Here is a 17084-nt window from a genome sequence, read left to right as displayed (position 1 = left end):
GTGTTCACAGGCGGTCGAGCGGCTTTGCTCGGCGTTCCCCGGCAGCGGGGAGGATGGGAGATGCGAGACGCCATTGCCTCGGCTTGGGATCATTAGGGCGCGGGATGGACCGTAGTGCAAGGTGTCGCGAAGGGTTTGATCATGATTTTGCTGCGCCGCCGCATTTTCTTGCTGCGAGTGCACATTTTTTGATCAGCGGGAGGGGGTAGGGTCAAAAACACGGCCATCAAAAAACGCATCCGGCCCCAGAATCAGGGTACCATTGTCCGAGGCGACGGGCGTCGGCAGTGCCAGAGCGCCTTCGACTTTGCCGGAGGCCCCGGGCATGTCGACGCCAAGCGGGGCGAGGTGTTCGCGGTAGAGATCGGTGCGAAAAACTTCGGTGGCCTTCTGGGCGGCGTTTGTGGGATCAAGGCCAAAACGCTGTGCCATGCGGGCGCCGATCCATGCGGCCTGAGACTTCCACGGGAAGGTGGCCGCTGCGTCGTGAAAGACAACCATGCGGTCAACATGGCGCACAGGGGCGTGCCGGGACAGGATCATATGTCCGCTCAAGGAGCGTTCGAGGATTTCGGCAGGCAGGCCGAGATACTCTGGCCACGCAAGGATATCGGCCGCAGTGGAGCGTTTGGATGCTTCGCTCAGCCAACGCGCGGCTTTCCAGACGGCACGCATCAGGCGCCCGGTCAGTTCCGGGTTGGCAGCGGTCCAGTCGGTACGGGCGGCAAGAACCTTTTCCGGTGCAAATTTCCAGATGGCGCTGCTTGGCAGGAGAAGCTCGCCGCCACCGTTTTCGACCGTGATCGACCCCCAGGGCTCGCCGACGCAGAAGGCGTCGATTTCGTTCGCGGCGATGGCCTCGGCCATCAGGGGGGGCGGGATGGTGCGGATATCAAGCGCCTTGGGGTCGGTGTTGCTGCTGCCGGCAAGCCAGTAATGCAGAAGTTCGGCGTGCATGGAGAAGGGGAATGGGACGCCGAGGCGCAGGGCGCTGCTGACGGAAGTCAGGGCCTCGCGCGTGGCGGCTGCGTTTCTGAAGTCCGAGGCGAAACCAGTATCGCGGAGCCGGGCGGCGATCTGGTTGGAGACGCCGATGACATTGCCGTTGACCGAGAGCACTGAGAGCGCGTCGAGCGGTGTAGTGATTCCACCAAGTCCAAGCGCCATGGCAACGGGGACCGGGGCGAGCATGTGGGCAGCTTCGATCTGACCAAGCACCAAGCGATCCCGAAGGGTGGACCAGGAGGGGCCGGATTGCAGGGTCAGGGCAAGCCCCTCTTCCTCGGCGAAGCCCAACTCGCGGGCAATGATCAGAGGGGCGGCGTCGACGAGGGGCATGAAGCCGACGGTCAGCGGTTGAATCCTCATGAGAGAAGCTCCGATGCCGTGACCAGAGCCTGGGCGACCTCGGCGATCTTTTTTCCCTGGCTCATGGCTGTCTTGCGGATCAGGGCGTAGGCCTCGTCTTCGGAAAGGCCGCGGGCGCGCATCAAAATACCCTTGGCGCGATCGATGATCTTGCGCTCTTCCAGTGCGCGCTTGGTCGCTTCGAGTTCCGCGCGCATCCGGCTGAACATGTGGAACCGGGCGATGGCGGCATCCATCACCGGCTGGATGCGATCGGCGCGCAGCCCGTCCACGACATAGGCCGAGACTCCGGCTTCGATTGCGGCCTTGGTGATGCTGTCATCCGAGCGGTCGACGAACATCGCCACCGGGCGCTCCAACGGCGAGGAGGCAAGAGTGAGCTCCTCGATCACGTCGCGCGACGGGTTGGTGACGTCGACCAGTACGATATCGGGGTTCATCTCGGCTACGGATCGGGCCAGTCCGGTATGTCCGGCCAGCACGCGAATCTGGTGATCTCCGGTCGCGGCAAGGCTGTCGATGATGGCCTCGGCGCGGGTCTTGTCGGGTTCGACGACCAGGATGGTGAGTTGGCTGGGCACGGGTGGGACACGGTCCTGACTTGGGGTCTTTGGACCGTGGTAGGCTGCCCGTCGCGCGCGGGCCAGATGGCAGGCCGGATGCGACGGGCGAATGCCTGAATTATTGGCGGTTTTTGCCGACGTGGCGGCTTTTTAGGCGTGGTGTGTTTTGCAGGTGCAGCATTTCAGGCGGGTCAGATGCAGCGCCCGCCATCGACCTCCATCAGCGTGCCGGTGATCATGCTGGCTTCGTCCGAGCAAAGAAAGGCGGCGGCGTTGCCCATGTCTTCGGGCTGGGAAAAGCGCCCGAGCGGGATGGTTGCAAGAAATTTGGCGCGCATCTCGGGCGTATCCTCGCCCATGAAGGACTTCAGGAGCGGGGTTTCCCCGGCGACGGGGTTCAGGGCGTTGACGCGGATGCCGAAGGGGGCGAGCTCGACGGCCATGGTCTTGGTTGCGACATTCACCCAGCCCTTGGACGCGTTGTACCAGTTGAGGTTGGGTCGCGGGGACAGGCCCGCCGTAGACGAGACGTTGAGGATGGCGCCTTGTCCGCGTTGTTTCATGTGCGGGACGAGGGCGCAGGCCAGAAGGTAGATGGACTTGCAGTTCACCGCGAAGACCTTGTCGAAATCCGCCTCGGACACGGTTTCCATGGGCGCGGGGAGGTGGGTCACGCCTGCGTTGTTGACGAGGATGTCGATATGACCCCATTGGCTCAGCGCGCCGTCGATCATCGCCTGAACGCTGTCGCCATCGGCGACGTTCACGGTGCAGGGGCTGGCGTTGTCATGTTCCCCCGCCTTGCGCTGGGCCGCGTCGGTGTTGATGTCGGCGACGATGACGCGGGCACCCTCAGCGAGGAATTTGTCGACGATACCGGCACCGAAGCCCTGGGCGCCTCCGGTGATGATTGCGGTTTTGTTGGCAAGACGCATGGGATTGGTCCTTTTAGAAGCTGTGCCGGGCCGATCTGTCGGAGCCTCCGGCGGGAGTATTTCTGGCAAAATGAAGAGTGGGTGTTGTGTCTATCCGTGCAGGGCGGCGACGGTTTTGAGTTGAGAGAAGTGAAAGAGCGCTTCGAAGCCTTTTTCTCGTCCGTGGCCGGATTTGCCGGTGCCACCAAAGGGCAGTTCGACCCCGCCGCCTGCGCCGTAATTGTTGAGGAAAACCTGTCCGGAGCGGAGTTGCCTGGCGAGGCGCATCTGGCGGGCACCGTTTTGCGACCAGACCGAGGCGACGAGGCCGTACTCGGTGCCGTTGGCGATGGCGAGAGCTTCTTCTTCGGTTTCGAAAGGGATCAGGACCTGTACGGGGCCAAAGATTTCCTGTTGGGCGAGTGCGTGTTCGGGGGCCACGTCCGCAAAGAGGGTTGGGGCGATATAGGCGCCGTTGGCTGGGGCGTTGGAGACGATCTCTCCGGTGGCCGCCGTGTCAAGATCGGCACCCTTGTCGAGGAAGCCTTGCACGATCTGTTGCTGGCGGGTGGAGATCAGCGGGCCAAGCTCGAGATTGTCGGTGGCGGGGGCGGCGCGCAGTTTGCCGTACGCGGTGCTCATGCGGGTGCGGACCTCGTCATAGACGGGGCGCTGGACAAGAATGCGGGAGGAGGCGGAACAGGTTTGTCCGGCGTTCTGGATACCTGCATTCACGAGGAAGGGCAGGGCGGCATCGAGATCGGCGTCTGCAAAAACCAGTTGTGGGGATTTGCCGCCGAGTTCCAGCGTGACGGGGACAACGTTCTTGGCGGCGGCGGCCTGGATCAGGCTGCCGGTGGCGACAGAGCCGGTGAAGGAAATGTGCTGAATCCCGGGATGTTCAGAAAGCGCGGCCCCTGCTTCGGCGCCGAGGCCGGGAACGACGTTGAGTGCGCCAGCGGGCAGGCCGGCTTGCTGAGCCAGATCGGCAAAGGCGAGGGCGGTGAGGCAGGCTTCTTCGGCGGGTTTCAACACGCAGGCGTTGCCCATGGCGAGCGCCGCGCCAACCGAACGACCGATGATCTGCATCGGGTAGTTCCACGGCACGATGTGACCGGTGACGCCATAGGGTTCGCGGATGGTGTAGACGGTGTAGCCGTCGAGATAGGGGATGGTTTCGCCATGTACCTTGTCCGCCGCACCGCCGTAGAATTCGCAGTAGCGGGCGAGTGCGATCACGTCGTTGCGGGCCTGGGTCAGGGGTTTGCCAACGTCGAGCGCTTCGAGCAGGGCAAGCGTGTCTGTGTGGTTGAGAACCAGTTGTCCGAGGCGCGTCAGGACGCGGCCCCGTTCGGCGGCGGTGAAGCGGCCCCAGTCGCCCATGCGTGCAGCCTGTGCGGCGGCGACGGCGGCGTCGATATCGGGCGCGGTGCCACGGGCGATGGCACAGAGGGTGGTTCCGTCTGAGGGGTTGACGAGGTCGAGCGTGTCACCCGAGGCGGGCGGCACCCATGCGCCGTTGATCAGGCAGAGGGACGGGTCGAACCAGAGGTCAGGCAGCATTGCTATCTCCGAGCATTGTGAATGCGAGTTTGTGGGATTGGGTGGGCAGTTCGGGCGCGAGCTCACGTAAACCCGAAGCGCCGGGAAGGGTGTTCAGGGTGGCGCGCCAGAAGGCACCGGCGTGCGGGCTGTTGGCGGCGACGCCGAGGGACCACGCGCCGGGATAGGTCGCAAAAAGGAGGTGCGCGGCGTCTCGGCCAAGGTGTTTGAGGCGATGCGGCGGGAAAATGGTGAACTCGCGCAACTGGCGGGAATTGGTCGCGGTTTGACGCAGGATGGCGAACCCGATCCGGGTGTCGTCTTGCAATATCCAGAGGCTGATATGGTCCGGTTCGCTGAGCGCGCGGGTCGCGATGGGGGTCGCCGACAGATCCGCGTCGGGCGCAACTTCGGCAAGATAGGTGGCGAGCGCATTCTGGAAGATCGAGAGATCGTCTGCCCGGATGTGGGAAAGCTTTGATGTCATGCGGCCCCCTTGCCGACCTGTGGCAGCACGGGTGCGGCGGCAATCAGGGTTTGGGTGTAGGGGTGTTGCGGGTTGGAAAAGACCTCCTTGGTGTCGCCCTGTTCCACGATCTCTCCGGACTTCATCACCAGCACGCGGTCGGTCACGGTGCGTACGACCGAAAGGTCATGCGAGATGAAGAGGTAGGAGAGATTGTGGGAGCGGGAGAGATCAGCGATCAGGTCGAGGATTTGGGCCCGGATCGAGACGTCGAGCGCCGACACGGCTTCGTCAAAGATGATCAGTTCCGGGCGGATGATCAGGGCGCGGGCGATGGCGATGCGCTGGCGCTGTCCGCCGGAAAATTCGTGGATGTATTTCTGCGCGTCTTCGGGTTTGAGGCCGACAGCAGTGAGGGCTTCGGCAATGGCCGTGTCACGCGCGGTTCCGGTGGGCGGATCGGGCAGCAGATGGAAGGGTTCGGTGACGATGCGGGCGACCTTGTGGCGGGGGTTGAAGCTGCCGTATGGGTCCTGAAACACGACTTGCAGACCGGAGCGCAGGGCCGGGTTCATCGACGGCCCAACGTCGTGGCCAAAGGCGGTGATGCTGCCCGATTGCAGCGGTTCGAGGCCAAGGATGGCGCGCGTGAGGGTGGATTTTCCGCACCCGGATTCGCCGACAAGCCCAACGCGTTCGCCGTGGTGGATGGTGAAGCTGATATTGTTGACCGCGCGGTGGTGTTCACGGGCGGCAAACAGGCGGGTGCGCGGCAAGGGGTAGTCGCGCACGGCATTTGTGACCGAGAGGATCGGGTCAGGGCGGCCGGGGGCGTCGGGCAGGTCGACCTGATGGCCCGAGGCTTCGAACAGGGCGCGGGTGTAGGGGTGTTTCATGTCGGCAAACAGCGCGCGGGTTTCGCCCTGTTCCACAATCTCACCATGGCGCATCACGATGATCCGGTCGGCCATGTCAGAGACCACGGCCAGATCGTGGGTGATCATCATCAAGCCCATGCCGAATTCGGCCACCAGTTCCATGAGCAGGTCGAGGATTTGCGCCTGCGTAGTGACGTCAAGCGCGGTGGTGGGCTCGTCCGCGATCAGGAGCTTGGGGCGCAGGGCGATGGCCATGGCGATGACGACGCGCTGGCGCTGGCCGCCGCTGAGTTCGTGGGGATAGCGCGAGAGCGGAAAGCGGTCGGGCGGCAGGCCGACGCGGGTGAGCATGTCGCGCGCTTGTTCCTCGGCCTTGTCGGGCGTCATGTCGGTGTGGATCAGGATGGTTTCCATCACCTGTGAGCCGATGCTCTTGACTGGGTTTAGCGCGGTCATGGGCTCCTGAAACACCATTCCGATGTCGTTGCCGCGGATGGCGCAGAGTTGAGGCTCGGTAAGCGACAGGAGGTCCCTGTTTTCAAACTGGATGCGACCGGAAGCCCGGGCGCGCTCCGGCAGGAGCTGCATGACCGAAAAGGCGGTCATGGACTTGCCCGAGCCACTTTCACCCGTGACGGCGACGATTTCGCCCGGTGTGATCTTGAAGCTGACGTCGCGCAGGATCGGGAAGTTCCCTATGTCGAGGGACAGATTTTCGACGGAGAGCAACGTCATGAGCGCACCACGCGGATTTTCGGATCGAGCAGGTCGCGCAAGCCATCGCCCAGAAGGTTCAGGCCCAACACGGCGGTCACGATGGCAAGGCCGGGGACAAGGGCGAGGTGGGGCGCGAAGCTCACCATGGTTTGGGCATCCGCCAGCATCCGGCCCCACGAGGGCGTTGGGGGCTGTGCGCCGAGGCCCACATAGGAGAGCCCCGCCTCGGCGAGGATGCCGAGGGAGAACTGGATTGTGCCTTGGACAATCAGCAGGTTGGCGACATTGGGCAGAATGTGTTCGACGCTGATGCGGGGTTTGGATTTGCCCGAAACGCGCGCGGCGAGGATGAATTCGCGTTCCCAGAGCGACAGCGCGCCTGAGCGGGTCAGGCGGGCGAAGACGGGAATATTGAAAATGCCGATCGCGATTATGGCGTTGAGCGCGCTGGCGCCCATAACGGCGGTGATCAGGATGGCGATCACGAGGCTGGGGAAGGCAAAGATCAGGTCGTTGCCGCGCATGATGATCTCGTCGATCCAGCCGCCCTTGTTGGCGGCGGCCCAGAGGCCGAGGGGCACGCCGAGCCCCATGCCGATACCTACGGCGACGATGGCCACGGCAAGCGAAGTGCGCGCACCGATCATGATCATCGAGAAGATGTCGCGCCCGAAATGGTCGGTGCCGAACCAATGGACGCCATTTGGTTTCTGCAGCTTGTTGGGGATGTCCATCTGGGTGATGTCGTAAGGCGTCCAGACAAAGCTGAGCACCGCCGCCGCGACGACGATCAAGCAGAGGGTACCGCCAATGAGGAGGTTGCGCGAGCGGATCATGTGCGGGACCTCAGGCGAGGGTCGACGGCTGCATAAGCTAGATCGACGAGGAAGTTGACGAGGATCACCGAGAACACCAGCAGCATGACCACGCTTTCCACCACGATCAGGTCACGGGCGGAAATGGACTGGAAGATGAGGCGTCCAAGGCCGGGAAGGAAAAACACCTGTTCGATGATGATGCCGCCCGCGAGCAGGAATGAGAATTGCAGGCCGATGATGGTCAGAACCGGGATCAGGGCGTTGCGTAGGCCGTGCCGCCAGAGCGCCTGACGGCGGGAAAGGCCCTTGGCGCGGGCGGTGCGCATGAAGTCCTCGGAAAGGATGTCGAGCAGCGACGAGCGCATCACGCGGGCAAGGATCGCCGATTGCGGCAGGGCGAGCGCGATTGCGGGCAGCGTGAGGGATTTCATCGAAATCCAGAAGCCCTTGTCCCAGCCGGGGAAACCGCCTGCGGAAAACCAGCGCAGGTTGATGGCGAAGACCAGCACCAGCATCATGGCAAACCAGAAATTTGGCACCGCGACGCCCAGCTGGGTGGCGCCCATCACAGCCATGTCTCCGGGTTTGCCCCGACGTGCCGCGGCGTAGATACCCGCAGGGAAGGCGATAAGGGTCGAAAGTGTGAGCGCATAAAGCGCCAGCGGAAGTGACACCCACATGCGATCGGCAATCATCTGACCGACGGGCGTGCGATAGGTATAGGAGGTGCCGAAATCGCCCCGCACCATGCCGCCAACCCAGTTCAGGTAGCGTTCGGCCTTGGGCACGTCGAGACCAAGTTCGCTGCGCAGGGCGGCGACGGTTTCAGGTTGGGCGTTGATGCCAAGCATGTAGGAGGCCGGATCGCCGGGTGCGACCTCGATCACGAGGAAGATCACCAGCGAGGCGATGGCAAGGCTGATCACCAGCGATGCGAGGCGTTTGAGGGAATAGCGGAGCATGTCGGGTCAGGTGGGCGGCGTCAGGTAGTCTTCGTCTGTCACATGTTCGAGCCAATTCGCCCCGTTGCCGTTGCGGGTTTCCTGAATGGCCATGTGTTCCATGGCTGTGTTGGGGGCTGCACCGTGCCAATGCTCGACGCCGGGTTCGATCCAGACGCTGTCGCCGGGGCGGATCACACGCGGGGCTTCGCCACGCAGGGCAACGAGACCGGAACCAGACAAAACGTGCAACAGCTGGCCGACAGGATGTGTGTGCCAAGCGGTGCGCGCGCCGGGTTCAAAGGTGACCCGCGCGGCAAACACGCTTGCCGGGGGGCGGCTTTCGGTCACGACATCAAGTCGGACATTGCCGGTGAAATACTCGGCGGAGCCCTGGCGGCTTGGCGTTGTGCCTGCGGGGATGATGTCGATCATGGGGAGCCCTTTCCGAAGGCAGGGGCCCGGTATGGGACCCCTGCCTGTTCTTGTTCCCGGGTCAGTCAGCCCAGCTCATGGCCGGGAGATCGACTGCCGCTGTCGGAGCGTTTTTCCAGAGGCCCTGGACGCCTGCCTTGGCAATAGTCGGGGTGGCCAGCTGGAACAGGTAGCCATTGACGTAATCCTCGGAGATCAGCGTCTGGAGCTTCTGCACCAGCTCGGTGCGCACCGCCGGGTCCGTGGCGCGATTGAGTTCGGCAAAGGTTTCCTGGAACACCGGGTTGTCGTACTGGAAGTAGTAATCGGGCCGCGCGTAGATGCCGATGTCAAAAGGTTCGGTATGGCTAACGATGGTCAGGCCGTAATCCTTGCCCCGGAACACCTGTTCAAGCCACTGCGCCCATTCGAGGTTGGAGATCTCGGTTTCGATCCCGACGGCACGCAGTTGGGCGGCGATGATCTCGCCACCGCGACGCGCGTAAGAGGGAGGCGGCAGCTTCAGGGTGGTTGTGAAACCGTCGGCAAATCCCGCCTCGGCAAGCAGTTTCTTGGCCATTTCGGGGTCGTATTTCGAGTTGCCGGTCAGGTCGACATAGTCGGGATGATGCGGCGCGAAATGGGTGCCGATGGGCGTGCCCATGCCGAACATGGCGCCGTCGATGATCGCCTGCCGGTCGATTGCGTGGGCGATGGCCTTGCGCACCATGACGTTGTCCAAGGGGGGCATCTTGTTGTTGGTCGACAGGATGGTCTCACCTTCGGTGGCCACGTTCAGCACCTGGAAACGCGGGTCCGCTTCGAACTGCGGTACGTTTTCAGGGGCCGGGTAGCCGGTGAAGACATCCACGTCTTCGGCCATGACCGCGCCAAAGGCGGCGGTGGGGTCGGAGATGAACTTGAAGGTGGCCGACTTGATCGCTGGCGCGTCGCCCCAGTAGCCGTCATTGACCATCAGTTCGATGCGGTCGCCCTGCACCCAGTTCGAGAACTTGTAGGGGCCGGTGCCGACCGGATTGGTCTTGATATTTTCGATGCTCTCTGGCGCGACGATCACGGCGTCGCCCCATGCGAGGTTGAAGAGCATGTTGCCGTTGGGTTCGGACAGGGTCAGTTGCACCGTCATCGGGTCGACGACGGTGACTTCCGAGATCGCGGCAAACAGCGCCTTCTGGGCGTTGGTGCTGTCTTCGGCGCGGGCGCGGTCGAGGCTGAACTTCACGTCCTCGGCGTCGAACGTGCTGCCGTCATGGAACGTCACGCCGTCTTTGAGCATGAACGTATAGGTCAAGCCGTCCTCGGAGATGTCCCAGCTTTTGGCCAGTGCGGGCACGATGGAGCCGTCATCCATGAAGCGGGTCAGGCCCTCGAAGATGTTGATGTAAACCACCGAGTCGATGGCCTGCGCGGCTGCGGAGGTCGGGTCGAGATGCGGGGGTTCAAGCTGCATCGCGACGGTGATGTCGTCCTGTGCCTGTGCCGCGCCAATCCCGGCCATGAGGGCGAAAACACTGGCCATGGCCAGCTTTCCGGTTTGAAATCGCATTGGTTTGTCTCCCTGTTATGTCTTTTTCAGTCGTCACCTTGAGGCGGCAAAAGCTGCGCCAGGCTGTGGGCCATGACCTTGGCGCTGTCGATCATGTCGTCAATGCCGATATACTCGTCCGGCTTGTGCGCCAGTTCCAGAATGCCCGGTCCATAGGCAATACAGTTCTTCAGCTTGCCGATGCGATCAATATGTTTCTGGTCGTAAGTGCCCGGAGAGGCGACATATTCCGGCGATTTCCCGAGAATCTCGGTGATCGAGCGATCCACGGTCGAGACCACGGGGGCGTTTCGGTCCGTCATCGAGGGGGAGACGTGGTTGATCTCGCGCATCGCGAAGCGAAAGTTTTCGCGGCTTTTTTCGAGGTCGCGCAGGATGGACTCGACTTCGCCCGAGACCCCGGCATGGGTTTCCTCGGCAAGATAACGGCGGTCGATCACGATGCGGCAACTGTCGGGTACGCAATGCGCCGGGAGGCCGGTGTAGTCCGGGTCTTGCTCGGGCTGACCACCATGGATCGAGTTTATGTTCATGGTCGAGGAGCGCGCGCCCTCGGGGACGACGGGCATGTCGGTGTGGCGCGCGGCCATGGCCGGGAAAAGGTCGCTTTCGAACTTGTCGAGCACGGCGCCCATGTGGCGCACGGCGCAGTCGCCGAGGAAAGGCATGGAACCGTGAGCAATCTCTCCGAAGGTTTCGATTTCCGCCCACCAGCCGCCGCGGTGGCCAAGGCAGATACGGTCCTTGTGCAGCGGTTCGGGGATGATCACGTGCTGGACACGTTCGGGGGCAAAAAACCCCTGTTCCGCGAGATAGGCAACGCCGCCATAGCCCCCGGATTCCTCGTCTGCCGTGCCGGAGATTTCGATCGATCCCGCAAAGTCTGGAAACTCCTGCAGGAAAGCTTCGGCGGCAATGATCGACGCGGCAAGACCGCCCTTCATGTCGCAGGCACCGCGCCCGTAGATCTTGCCGTCCGAGATTTCCCCGCCAAACGGATCGAAGGTCCAGCCGTGGCCGACCTCGACCACGTCGATATGCGAGTTGAAATGCACGCATTCGCCCGCGTGCCGGCCTTCCTTGCGAGCGACAATGTTCCAGCGGGGGTATTTGTCGCTGTCCCCCGGTGCGCCATGGGCGCGTACAAGCTGGGTATCAAAGCCGTGACGCGTCAACCGGGTGTCGAGGTAGTCGCAGATATCGCGGTAGCAGTCTCCGGGTGGGTTGAGCGTGGGGATACGGATCAAATCCTGTGTCAACGCAATCAGGTCATCGCGTAGCGACTCGATCCGGGTCATCAGGGAGTCAAGATTGGGGGGCGTTTTGGTCATCCTGGTCCTTGTCATCCTTGCGCGACGGAGCGTGTTTGTCTGTTGGTTGCCTCCGGCGGGGGTATTTTCGGAAAAAGAAAGTCATGGGCGCCAGCCGGGACATGGTCAGCATGGGGCAGAGCATGCTACGGTATCAATACCGTAGGAGTACGGTATCGGTGCAGGAGGTGGGGATGGATCTGGACAGGTTGGCCTATGACGCGGCCCCGGTGGGGATCGTTTTGAGCGAGGATCGCGTGATCCGGGCCTGCAATGCCGAGTTTGCCGCAATGTTGGGCTATGGGCGGGAGGCGCTTCTGGGGCAGTCGTTCCGGGTGCTTTACGGGTCGCAGGAGGAATTCGAGCGGGTGCGCGATATCGGTCTGGGCCTGTTGCAGGCGGCGCATGTCTATAGTGACGAACGGATGATGCGGCGGCGGGACGGGTCGCAGGTTTGGTGTCGGTTCCGGGCACATGCGCTGGTGCCCGAAGCGCCGCTGGCGCGTCTTGTCATGACATTCGCGGTGATCTCGGACAGCCCACCGGCGGCGCTCACGCCCCGCGAGCGGCAGGTGGTCGGCGGGCTGGGGCGCGGGCTGACCAGCAAGGAGATCGCGCGGGAACTGGGGCTGAGTCCGCGCACCGTGGAAGACGTGCGGGCGCGCCTGTTGAAGCGCTTTGGTGTGAAGAATGCGACCGAGCTTCTGGGGCGGCTGACCTATTTGGCGCCCTGATCTGGATCGGGTGGGCTGAGTTCATTGAACAGGATGGTGCCGCGGCGGATCTGTTCGCGCACGACTTCTAGCTTGGATTGGAGGCGCTCCTGACGTTCTGCCTTTTTCGTCTCGGAGATTTCTTCAAGCAGGTCAGCTTCTTTCTTTTGCAGCTTGGCGAGAATCTTGGCGACGTGGGACGGTTTCACGCGGGGGGCGTCTGGCTGGCCAATGCGGGCGATGTAGTCGTCAAGCTTGCGTGTTGACTTGCGGATGACCATTTCAGGCCTCCTTTTGTGCGATGTGCTGTGACTGGCCGATGTCTTCGGCCTCGTCTTCTTCGATGGTCAGGAGTTGTTCGATCTCGGCAAGGGCCGGATCGGTTTCTCCATAGCAGGTCCGGGCCGCTTCGAGAAGGTTGTCCATGAGATGATGTGCGGTGCGCGCATCATTGAGAAAAGAAGTGGCAGCCGTGGTGGAAATGCGTTCGTCGCGGATCGCCTGTTCGACTTCTTCCGTGAGGGCGGAGCGATGGCGGCGGATCTCGACACGTTCATCATCGAGCCAGAGGCTTGAGCGGGTCTCGGGGTCAGCCTCGGACATCGTGTCAAGCTCGATCAGGATGCGGCTGATCTGGGCGCGCAGGTCATTGTAGAGGCGTGAGGCCTTGCCGCTGGGGTGGGTGGCATAGAATTCGGTGTTGCGGCGCAGGTGTTCGGCGTCCTTGGCAGCACGCGACAGACGCCCGGCGGCTTCGCGCAGGTCAAAAAGGTGGTCGGACATGTGCGGCGGCAGTTCGGAGGCGTTGAGGCGGGCGGCAAATTTGAGGATCGCACCATAAAGCGGTTTGACGCGGGTTTCGTAGGTGATGCCGGGGCTGCGCGCAAAAAGGCTTGTCGAGATGTCGCCGGCGATGTCGGTGCTTTTGCGCAGGTCTTCGACAGTCACGCCAATGTCGCTGGCGACAAGACGTGTGGTGTTGGAGAGCAGATGCAGAGTTTCGTTGCGCAACGCTTCGGCAGCGGTTTCCGGGAAAAGCAGTACATCGTCGTTCAGGAAATGTGGGACCGAGATGTCGACCTTGGGTTCCGGGATTTGACGTTCGAGAAAACGCACCAGCTGGCGGGCGAAAGGCAGCATAAGGCCGACGCCAAGTACGTTGAATAACGTGTGAAACATCGCCAGACGCAATGTGAAATCATCCTCGGCGATGCCCACGCTGTCGCTCAGTTCACGTACTGCGGCGGCGAGCGGGACGATGAAGATCAGGGCGACGGTCGCGGTGATGCCGTTGAAAAGAAGATGGGCCAGGGCAAGGCGTCGCCCTTGGTAATTGGCGGAAATGGCACCGATCAGAGCTGTGACGGTGGTGCCGACATTGGAGCCAATGGCCAGCGCAAGGGCGTTTTCATACGTTACCTGACTGGCGGCCAGAGCGGTGATGACAAGAACCATGGTGGCGTGGCTGGATTGCATGACCACGGTCATGAGCGCACCGACGATGGCATAGACGATAAGGCCCGCGATGCCGGTCATGGCGAGACTGGCAAGGTCCATCTGGCCGCTGATCTCGTCGAAACCTTCCTTCATGAAATAGATGCCAAGGAACAAAAAGCCGATGCCGCCAAGGACGCGCCCCGTGCCTTCGAGATACTTGCCGGGGGCAAAACCAAGCACGCCGGATATCGCAATCATCGGCAGCGCATAGGCGGCAATGTCGATCTTGAGCCCGATCCCGGCAATCAGCCATGCGCCCGTGGTGGTGCCGATATTGGCGCCAAAGATGATGCCTATGCCACCCAACAAGGTGATCATACCCGCGCTGAGGAAGGAAATGGTGATCACCGTGATCAGCGAACTCGACTGCATGAGTGCCGTGGCCACGATGCCAAGGCCCAATGCCTTGGGCGTGGAAGCGGTGGACCGTTCTAATATGCGTTCGAGACCACCGCCGGAGAAATTCTGGAACCCCTGCTCCAGAAGTGACATGCCCAGAAGAAACATGGCGAGACCTGCGGCGATTTCCTGAATGTCGGGATAGACCCAGAAACCGATCAACAGGACGGCCAACGCCAGAAGGACAGGAATGGATCGGTTCAAATCAGCGCCTCGTACATGCCAATAACGGCAAGTGTGCGGGGCAGGAGCGGTTTGCGCAAGCGCGATTTCTGCGTGCGTGACGTCAGACAGACACCGCTTCGAGCAGTTCGTCCCGACTCAGTGTGCCGGCCGCTCCGGACTTGACCACTGCGCCCCGGCGCAGGATCACGAAGCTGTCGGCGTGCTCATAGGCAAAGTCGAAGAACTGTTCGACGAGAATGATCGCCATATCGCCCCGGTCCCGCAGGTAGTCGATGACCTTGCCGATCTGCTTGATGATATTGGGCTGAATGCCCTCGGTCGGTTCATCCAGCAAGAGCAGTTTCGGCTTGGTGATCAAGGCGCGCGCGATGGCAAGCTGTTGCTGCTGGCCACCCGAAAGATCGCCGCCGCGTCGGTGCAGGAAGTCCTTGAGGATCGGGAACAGCTCAAAAATCTCGTCCGGGATGAAATGTTCGGAGCGGGGCAGGCAGGCGTAGCCGGTTTCAAGGTTCTCACGTACGGTGAGCAGCGGAAAGACGTCACGCCCCTGCGGGACATAGCCGACGCCCAGCTGTGCCATGGCGTGGGCGGGCAGCTTTGCGAGGGCTTCTCCGTTCAATGAGATGTCGCCAGAACTGCGCACATGGGTGCCGGAGATCGCCTTGAGCAGGGAGGTCTTGCCGACACCGTTGGTGCCCATGATACAGGTGGTTTTGCCCAGTTCGGCCTGCATCGAGATGTCATGCAGGATTTGCGAGCTGCCATAGTGAAGGTTGAGATTGTCAATTTTCAGCATCTTTTAACGCCCCAGATACACGTCGATCACCTCTTGGTTGCTGGTCACGTGGTCCAGCGAGCCTTCGGCCAGTACCGACCCTTCGTGCAGAACCGTGACCTTGCAGTTGAGGCGGCGGACAAATTCCATGTCATGCTCGACGACGACCACGGCGCGGGTTTTGGCGGCCTCGACAAGGATTGAGGTGGTGTGTTCGCGTTCCTCGGGCGTCATGCCAGCAGCGGGTTCGTCGACCAGAAGAAGCTGAGGTTCCTGTGCCAGCAACATGCCGATCTCGAGCCATTGTTTCTGGCCGTGGGAAAGCTCGCCGGATTTGCGGGGCAGGTGATCTGTCAGGCCGATCTGCTCAGCAAGCGTGTGCACCTTTTCGGTGTCAGAGGGGCCACGTTTGTAGAACAGGACAGAGAATGGGTTTCGGTCTTTCTTTAGGGCGAGAAGCAGGTTGTCAAATACGGATTGGTCCTCGAACACCGTGGGGCGCTGGAACTTGCGTCCCACACCTGCGCGGGCGATCTGGGCCTCTGACATTTTCAGCAGGGACACCGATTTGTCACCCCAGATCACGCGGCCTTCATCCGGGCGGGTCTTGCCGGTGACGATGTCCATAAAGGTGGTCTTGCCTGCGCCGTTGGGGCCGATGATGGCGCGCATCTCCGCCTTGCCGATCTGGAAGGACAGGTTGTTGATGGCGCGGAACCCGTCAAATGTTACGGAGACGCCGGAGACTTCGAGAAGGGTGCTCATGCGTCGGCTTCCTTTTCCTGAAGCGCGCCCGCGCCGGGGCCGAGATCCTGCCCATGGCGGTCGGGTGGGCGACGGTTGGTCCAGTAGTCAAACAAGCCGCCGACCCCGCGCGGGGCAAACAGCGTCACCAGCACGAAGGAAAGACCAAGCAGCACGAGCCACCAGTCAACCCAGTCGATCGTGTAGAAGCCGAGCGGGATCGAGGGCACTTGTCCGCCGGTGAACCACGTCGAGACGAGAGAGACAAAGGCCGCGCCGATGACTGCACCATAAAGCCGCCCGCGCCCGCCGATGGCGACCCAGACGGCGAGGTAGATTGAAGCGATGGGGGCGATTTCGGCGGGGTTGATGATGCCCGCCTGCGGGTAATAGAGCGCCCCCGCGATGCCGGCGATGATGGCGGTGACGGTGAAGATGAAGAGCTTGTAGGTTTCGACCGAGTAGCCGAGGAAGCGCACGCGGGCCTCGTCGTCGCGGATGCCGCGCAGGACCGAGCCGAATTTGCCCGCGACCACCCATGCAGCGAAGAGATACCCAAGGCCGAGAGCGAGGGCAGACGCCCAGAGGAACCAGAGCGAGACTGTCGCCTGGGGCACATCATCGAGCCCGGGCAGGTTTTGGAGGCCCGAGAGGCCGTTGTTGCCGCGCAGGCCGCTGTCGTTCTGGAAGAGGTAGAGCGCGAGGGCGAGCGTCATGGCCTGGGTCAGGATCGAGAGATAAACTCCGGTGACACGGCTGCGGAAGGCGAGCCAGCCGAAAACCAGGGCGAGCAGGCCGGGGACGGCAACCACGAGGACCAGTTGCAGGGTCAGGGAGTGAGAAAAGGCCCAGATCGCGGGGAAGTCGGAACTGCCGACGACCCCGAAAATCTGGTTGCCGATGGCGTCGGTGACTTCCTGCGGCGTGGGCGGGATGTCGTTGTTGGCCATGGAGGTGACGATGATGTCGCGGGTGCGCTCATACATCAGCCACATACCGATCATATAGCCGCCGAGGCCGAAGAAGGCGAAATGGCCCAGTGACAGGATGCCGGTATAGCCCCAGACAAGGTCCATCGCGATGGCGATCAGGCAGAGGCAGAGCGTCTTGCCCAAGGTTTTGATGAAACTGGTGGAAATCAGGCCGGTGCCGACCGCCTCGGAGAGGGCGGTCACGCCGAGGGTGAATAGAGCGAGGCAGGCGAGGAAGATCAGCACCGAAGGGTTGCGGGCAAAGAGGGACTTGCTCATGGGGTTGTACCTTCTGCGCTGG

The 17084-nt window shown here is 62.2% G+C and carries 17 protein-coding genes; 1 reads left to right on the top strand and 16 read right to left on the bottom strand.

The annotated features are described in order from the left end of the window. Positions 1-192: 192 nt before the first annotated feature. The 11 genes from ACS3QZ_RS11745 to ACS3QZ_RS11695 all read right to left on the bottom strand — a co-directional run bounded on the left by ACS3QZ_RS11745 (position 193) and on the right by ACS3QZ_RS11695 (position 11519). Positions 193-1368 (bottom strand): ABC transporter substrate-binding protein, encoded by a 1176-nt coding sequence (locus ACS3QZ_RS11745; protein WP_456037992.1) that lies wholly within the window; start codon positions 1366-1368, stop codon positions 193-195. After that, on the bottom strand, positions 1365-1949 hold the full coding sequence (locus ACS3QZ_RS11740; RefSeq protein WP_093091315.1) for an ANTAR domain-containing response regulator: 585 nt from the start codon (positions 1947-1949) through the stop codon (positions 1365-1367). Before ACS3QZ_RS11740 ends, ACS3QZ_RS11745 begins: the two co-directional genes overlap by 4 nt. A 173-nt stretch (positions 1950-2122) precedes the next feature. After that, positions 2123-2866, bottom strand: a complete 744-nt coding sequence (locus tag ACS3QZ_RS11735) for an SDR family oxidoreductase (RefSeq protein ID WP_456037991.1) — start codon at positions 2864-2866, stop codon at positions 2123-2125. 90 nt (positions 2867-2956) lie between these two features. After that, positions 2957-4408 (bottom strand): aldehyde dehydrogenase family protein, encoded by a 1452-nt coding sequence (locus ACS3QZ_RS11730; protein WP_456037990.1) that lies wholly within the window; start codon positions 4406-4408, stop codon positions 2957-2959. Beyond that, positions 4398-4874, bottom strand: coding sequence for a hypothetical protein (locus tag ACS3QZ_RS11725; RefSeq protein ID WP_456037989.1), 477 nt, complete (start codon positions 4872-4874; stop codon positions 4398-4400). Before ACS3QZ_RS11725 ends, ACS3QZ_RS11730 begins: the two co-directional genes overlap by 11 nt. Further along, entirely contained in the window at positions 4871-6466 is a 1596-nt protein-coding gene (locus ACS3QZ_RS11720) for an ABC transporter ATP-binding protein (protein WP_456037988.1), read from the bottom strand. The genes ACS3QZ_RS11725 and ACS3QZ_RS11720 overlap by 4 nt, the downstream gene beginning before the upstream one ends. Continuing rightward, a complete protein-coding gene (locus ACS3QZ_RS11715; RefSeq protein ID WP_456037987.1) occupies positions 6463-7284 on the bottom strand; it encodes an ABC transporter permease in 822 nt (273 codons plus the stop codon). Before ACS3QZ_RS11715 ends, ACS3QZ_RS11720 begins: the two co-directional genes overlap by 4 nt. Beyond that, positions 7281-8228 carry an ABC transporter permease gene (locus ACS3QZ_RS11710; protein WP_456037986.1) on the bottom strand — a complete coding sequence of 316 codons (948 nt, stop codon included), beginning with the start codon at positions 8226-8228 and terminating at the stop codon, positions 7281-7283. The genes ACS3QZ_RS11715 and ACS3QZ_RS11710 overlap by 4 nt, the downstream gene beginning before the upstream one ends. 6 nt (positions 8229-8234) lie before the next feature. Further along, positions 8235-8642 carry a (R)-mandelonitrile lyase gene (locus ACS3QZ_RS11705; RefSeq protein WP_456037985.1) on the bottom strand — a complete coding sequence of 136 codons (408 nt, stop codon included), beginning with the start codon at positions 8640-8642 and terminating at the stop codon, positions 8235-8237. A 61-nt stretch (positions 8643-8703) separates the two neighbouring features. Further along, positions 8704-10188, bottom strand: a complete 1485-nt coding sequence (locus tag ACS3QZ_RS11700; RefSeq protein WP_456037984.1) for an ABC transporter substrate-binding protein — start codon at positions 10186-10188, stop codon at positions 8704-8706. Between the two features lie 26 nt (positions 10189-10214). Then, positions 10215-11519, bottom strand: coding sequence for an acetylornithine deacetylase/succinyl-diaminopimelate desuccinylase family protein (locus tag ACS3QZ_RS11695; protein WP_456037983.1), 1305 nt, complete (start codon positions 11517-11519; stop codon positions 10215-10217). 173 nt (positions 11520-11692) lie between these two features. Between ACS3QZ_RS11695 and ACS3QZ_RS11690 the strand changes: the two genes are divergently transcribed. Further along, entirely contained in the window at positions 11693-12232 is a 540-nt protein-coding gene (locus tag ACS3QZ_RS11690; protein ID WP_456037982.1) for a helix-turn-helix transcriptional regulator, read from the top strand. On the opposite strand, the gene ACS3QZ_RS11685 is transcribed toward ACS3QZ_RS11690, so the two are convergent. The 5 genes from ACS3QZ_RS11685 to urtC form a co-directional block, all read right to left on the bottom strand. Continuing rightward, entirely contained in the window at positions 12217-12492 is a 276-nt protein-coding gene (locus ACS3QZ_RS11685) for a hypothetical protein (RefSeq protein ID WP_456037981.1), read from the bottom strand. The two genes, ACS3QZ_RS11690 and ACS3QZ_RS11685, sit on opposite strands and share 16 nt — an antisense overlap. Position 12493: 1 nt before the next feature. Next, on the bottom strand, positions 12494-14311 hold the full coding sequence (locus ACS3QZ_RS11680; protein WP_456037980.1) for a Na/Pi cotransporter family protein: 1818 nt from the start codon (positions 14309-14311) through the stop codon (positions 12494-12496). A gap of 82 nt (positions 14312-14393) precedes the next feature. Beyond that, the gene (urtE, locus tag ACS3QZ_RS11675) at positions 14394-15089 is read right to left on the bottom strand and encodes an urea ABC transporter ATP-binding subunit UrtE (RefSeq protein WP_456037979.1); all 696 of its coding nucleotides are present in this window, start codon (positions 15087-15089) and stop codon (positions 14394-14396) included. 3 nt (positions 15090-15092) lie between these two features. Beyond that, positions 15093-15833, bottom strand: a complete 741-nt coding sequence (urtD, locus tag ACS3QZ_RS11670) for an urea ABC transporter ATP-binding protein UrtD (protein WP_093091291.1) — start codon at positions 15831-15833, stop codon at positions 15093-15095. Then, on the bottom strand, positions 15830-17062 hold the full coding sequence (gene urtC / locus ACS3QZ_RS11665) for an urea ABC transporter permease subunit UrtC (protein ID WP_456037978.1): 1233 nt from the start codon (positions 17060-17062) through the stop codon (positions 15830-15832). The genes urtD and urtC overlap by 4 nt, the downstream gene beginning before the upstream one ends. Between the last annotated feature and the right edge of the window lie 22 nt (positions 17063-17084).

It is taken from the genome of Shimia sp. W99 (assembly GCF_053851455.3).
This window is presented reverse-complemented; position numbering and strand designations above follow the sequence as displayed.

Coding starts and splice junctions, on each gene's coding strand:
- ACS3QZ_RS11745 (WP_456037992.1), bottom strand. CDS start 1,368: ATGAGGATTCAACCGCTGACCGTCGGCTTCATGCCCCTCGTCGACGCC.
- ACS3QZ_RS11735 (WP_456037991.1), bottom strand. CDS start 2,866: ATGCGTCTTGCCAACAAAACCGCAATCATCACCGGAGGCGCCCAGGGC.
- ACS3QZ_RS11730 (WP_456037990.1), bottom strand. CDS start 4,408: ATGCTGCCTGACCTCTGGTTCGACCCGTCCCTCTGCCTGATCAACGGC.
- ACS3QZ_RS11725 (WP_456037989.1), bottom strand. CDS start 4,874: ATGACATCAAAGCTTTCCCACATCCGGGCAGACGATCTCTCGATCTTC.
- ACS3QZ_RS11720 (WP_456037988.1), bottom strand. CDS start 6,466: ATGACGTTGCTCTCCGTCGAAAATCTGTCCCTCGACATAGGGAACTTC.
- ACS3QZ_RS11715 (WP_456037987.1), bottom strand. CDS start 7,284: ATGATCCGCTCGCGCAACCTCCTCATTGGCGGTACCCTCTGCTTGATC.
- ACS3QZ_RS11710 (WP_456037986.1), bottom strand. CDS start 8,228: ATGCTCCGCTATTCCCTCAAACGCCTCGCATCGCTGGTGATCAGCCTT.
- ACS3QZ_RS11705 (WP_456037985.1), bottom strand. CDS start 8,642: ATGATCGACATCATCCCCGCAGGCACAACGCCAAGCCGCCAGGGCTCC.
- ACS3QZ_RS11700 (WP_456037984.1), bottom strand. CDS start 10,188: ATGCGATTTCAAACCGGAAAGCTGGCCATGGCCAGTGTTTTCGCCCTC.
- ACS3QZ_RS11695 (WP_456037983.1), bottom strand. CDS start 11,519: ATGACCAAAACGCCCCCCAATCTTGACTCCCTGATGACCCGGATCGAG.
- ACS3QZ_RS11690 (WP_456037982.1), top strand. CDS start 11,693: ATGGATCTGGACAGGTTGGCCTATGACGCGGCCCCGGTGGGGATCGTT.
- ACS3QZ_RS11685 (WP_456037981.1), bottom strand. CDS start 12,492: ATGGTCATCCGCAAGTCAACACGCAAGCTTGACGACTACATCGCCCGC.
- urtE (WP_456037979.1), bottom strand. CDS start 15,089: ATGCTGAAAATTGACAATCTCAACCTTCACTATGGCAGCTCGCAAATC.
- urtD (WP_093091291.1), bottom strand. CDS start 15,833: ATGAGCACCCTTCTCGAAGTCTCCGGCGTCTCCGTAACATTTGACGGG.
- urtC (WP_456037978.1), bottom strand. CDS start 17,062: ATGAGCAAGTCCCTCTTTGCCCGCAACCCTTCGGTGCTGATCTTCCTC.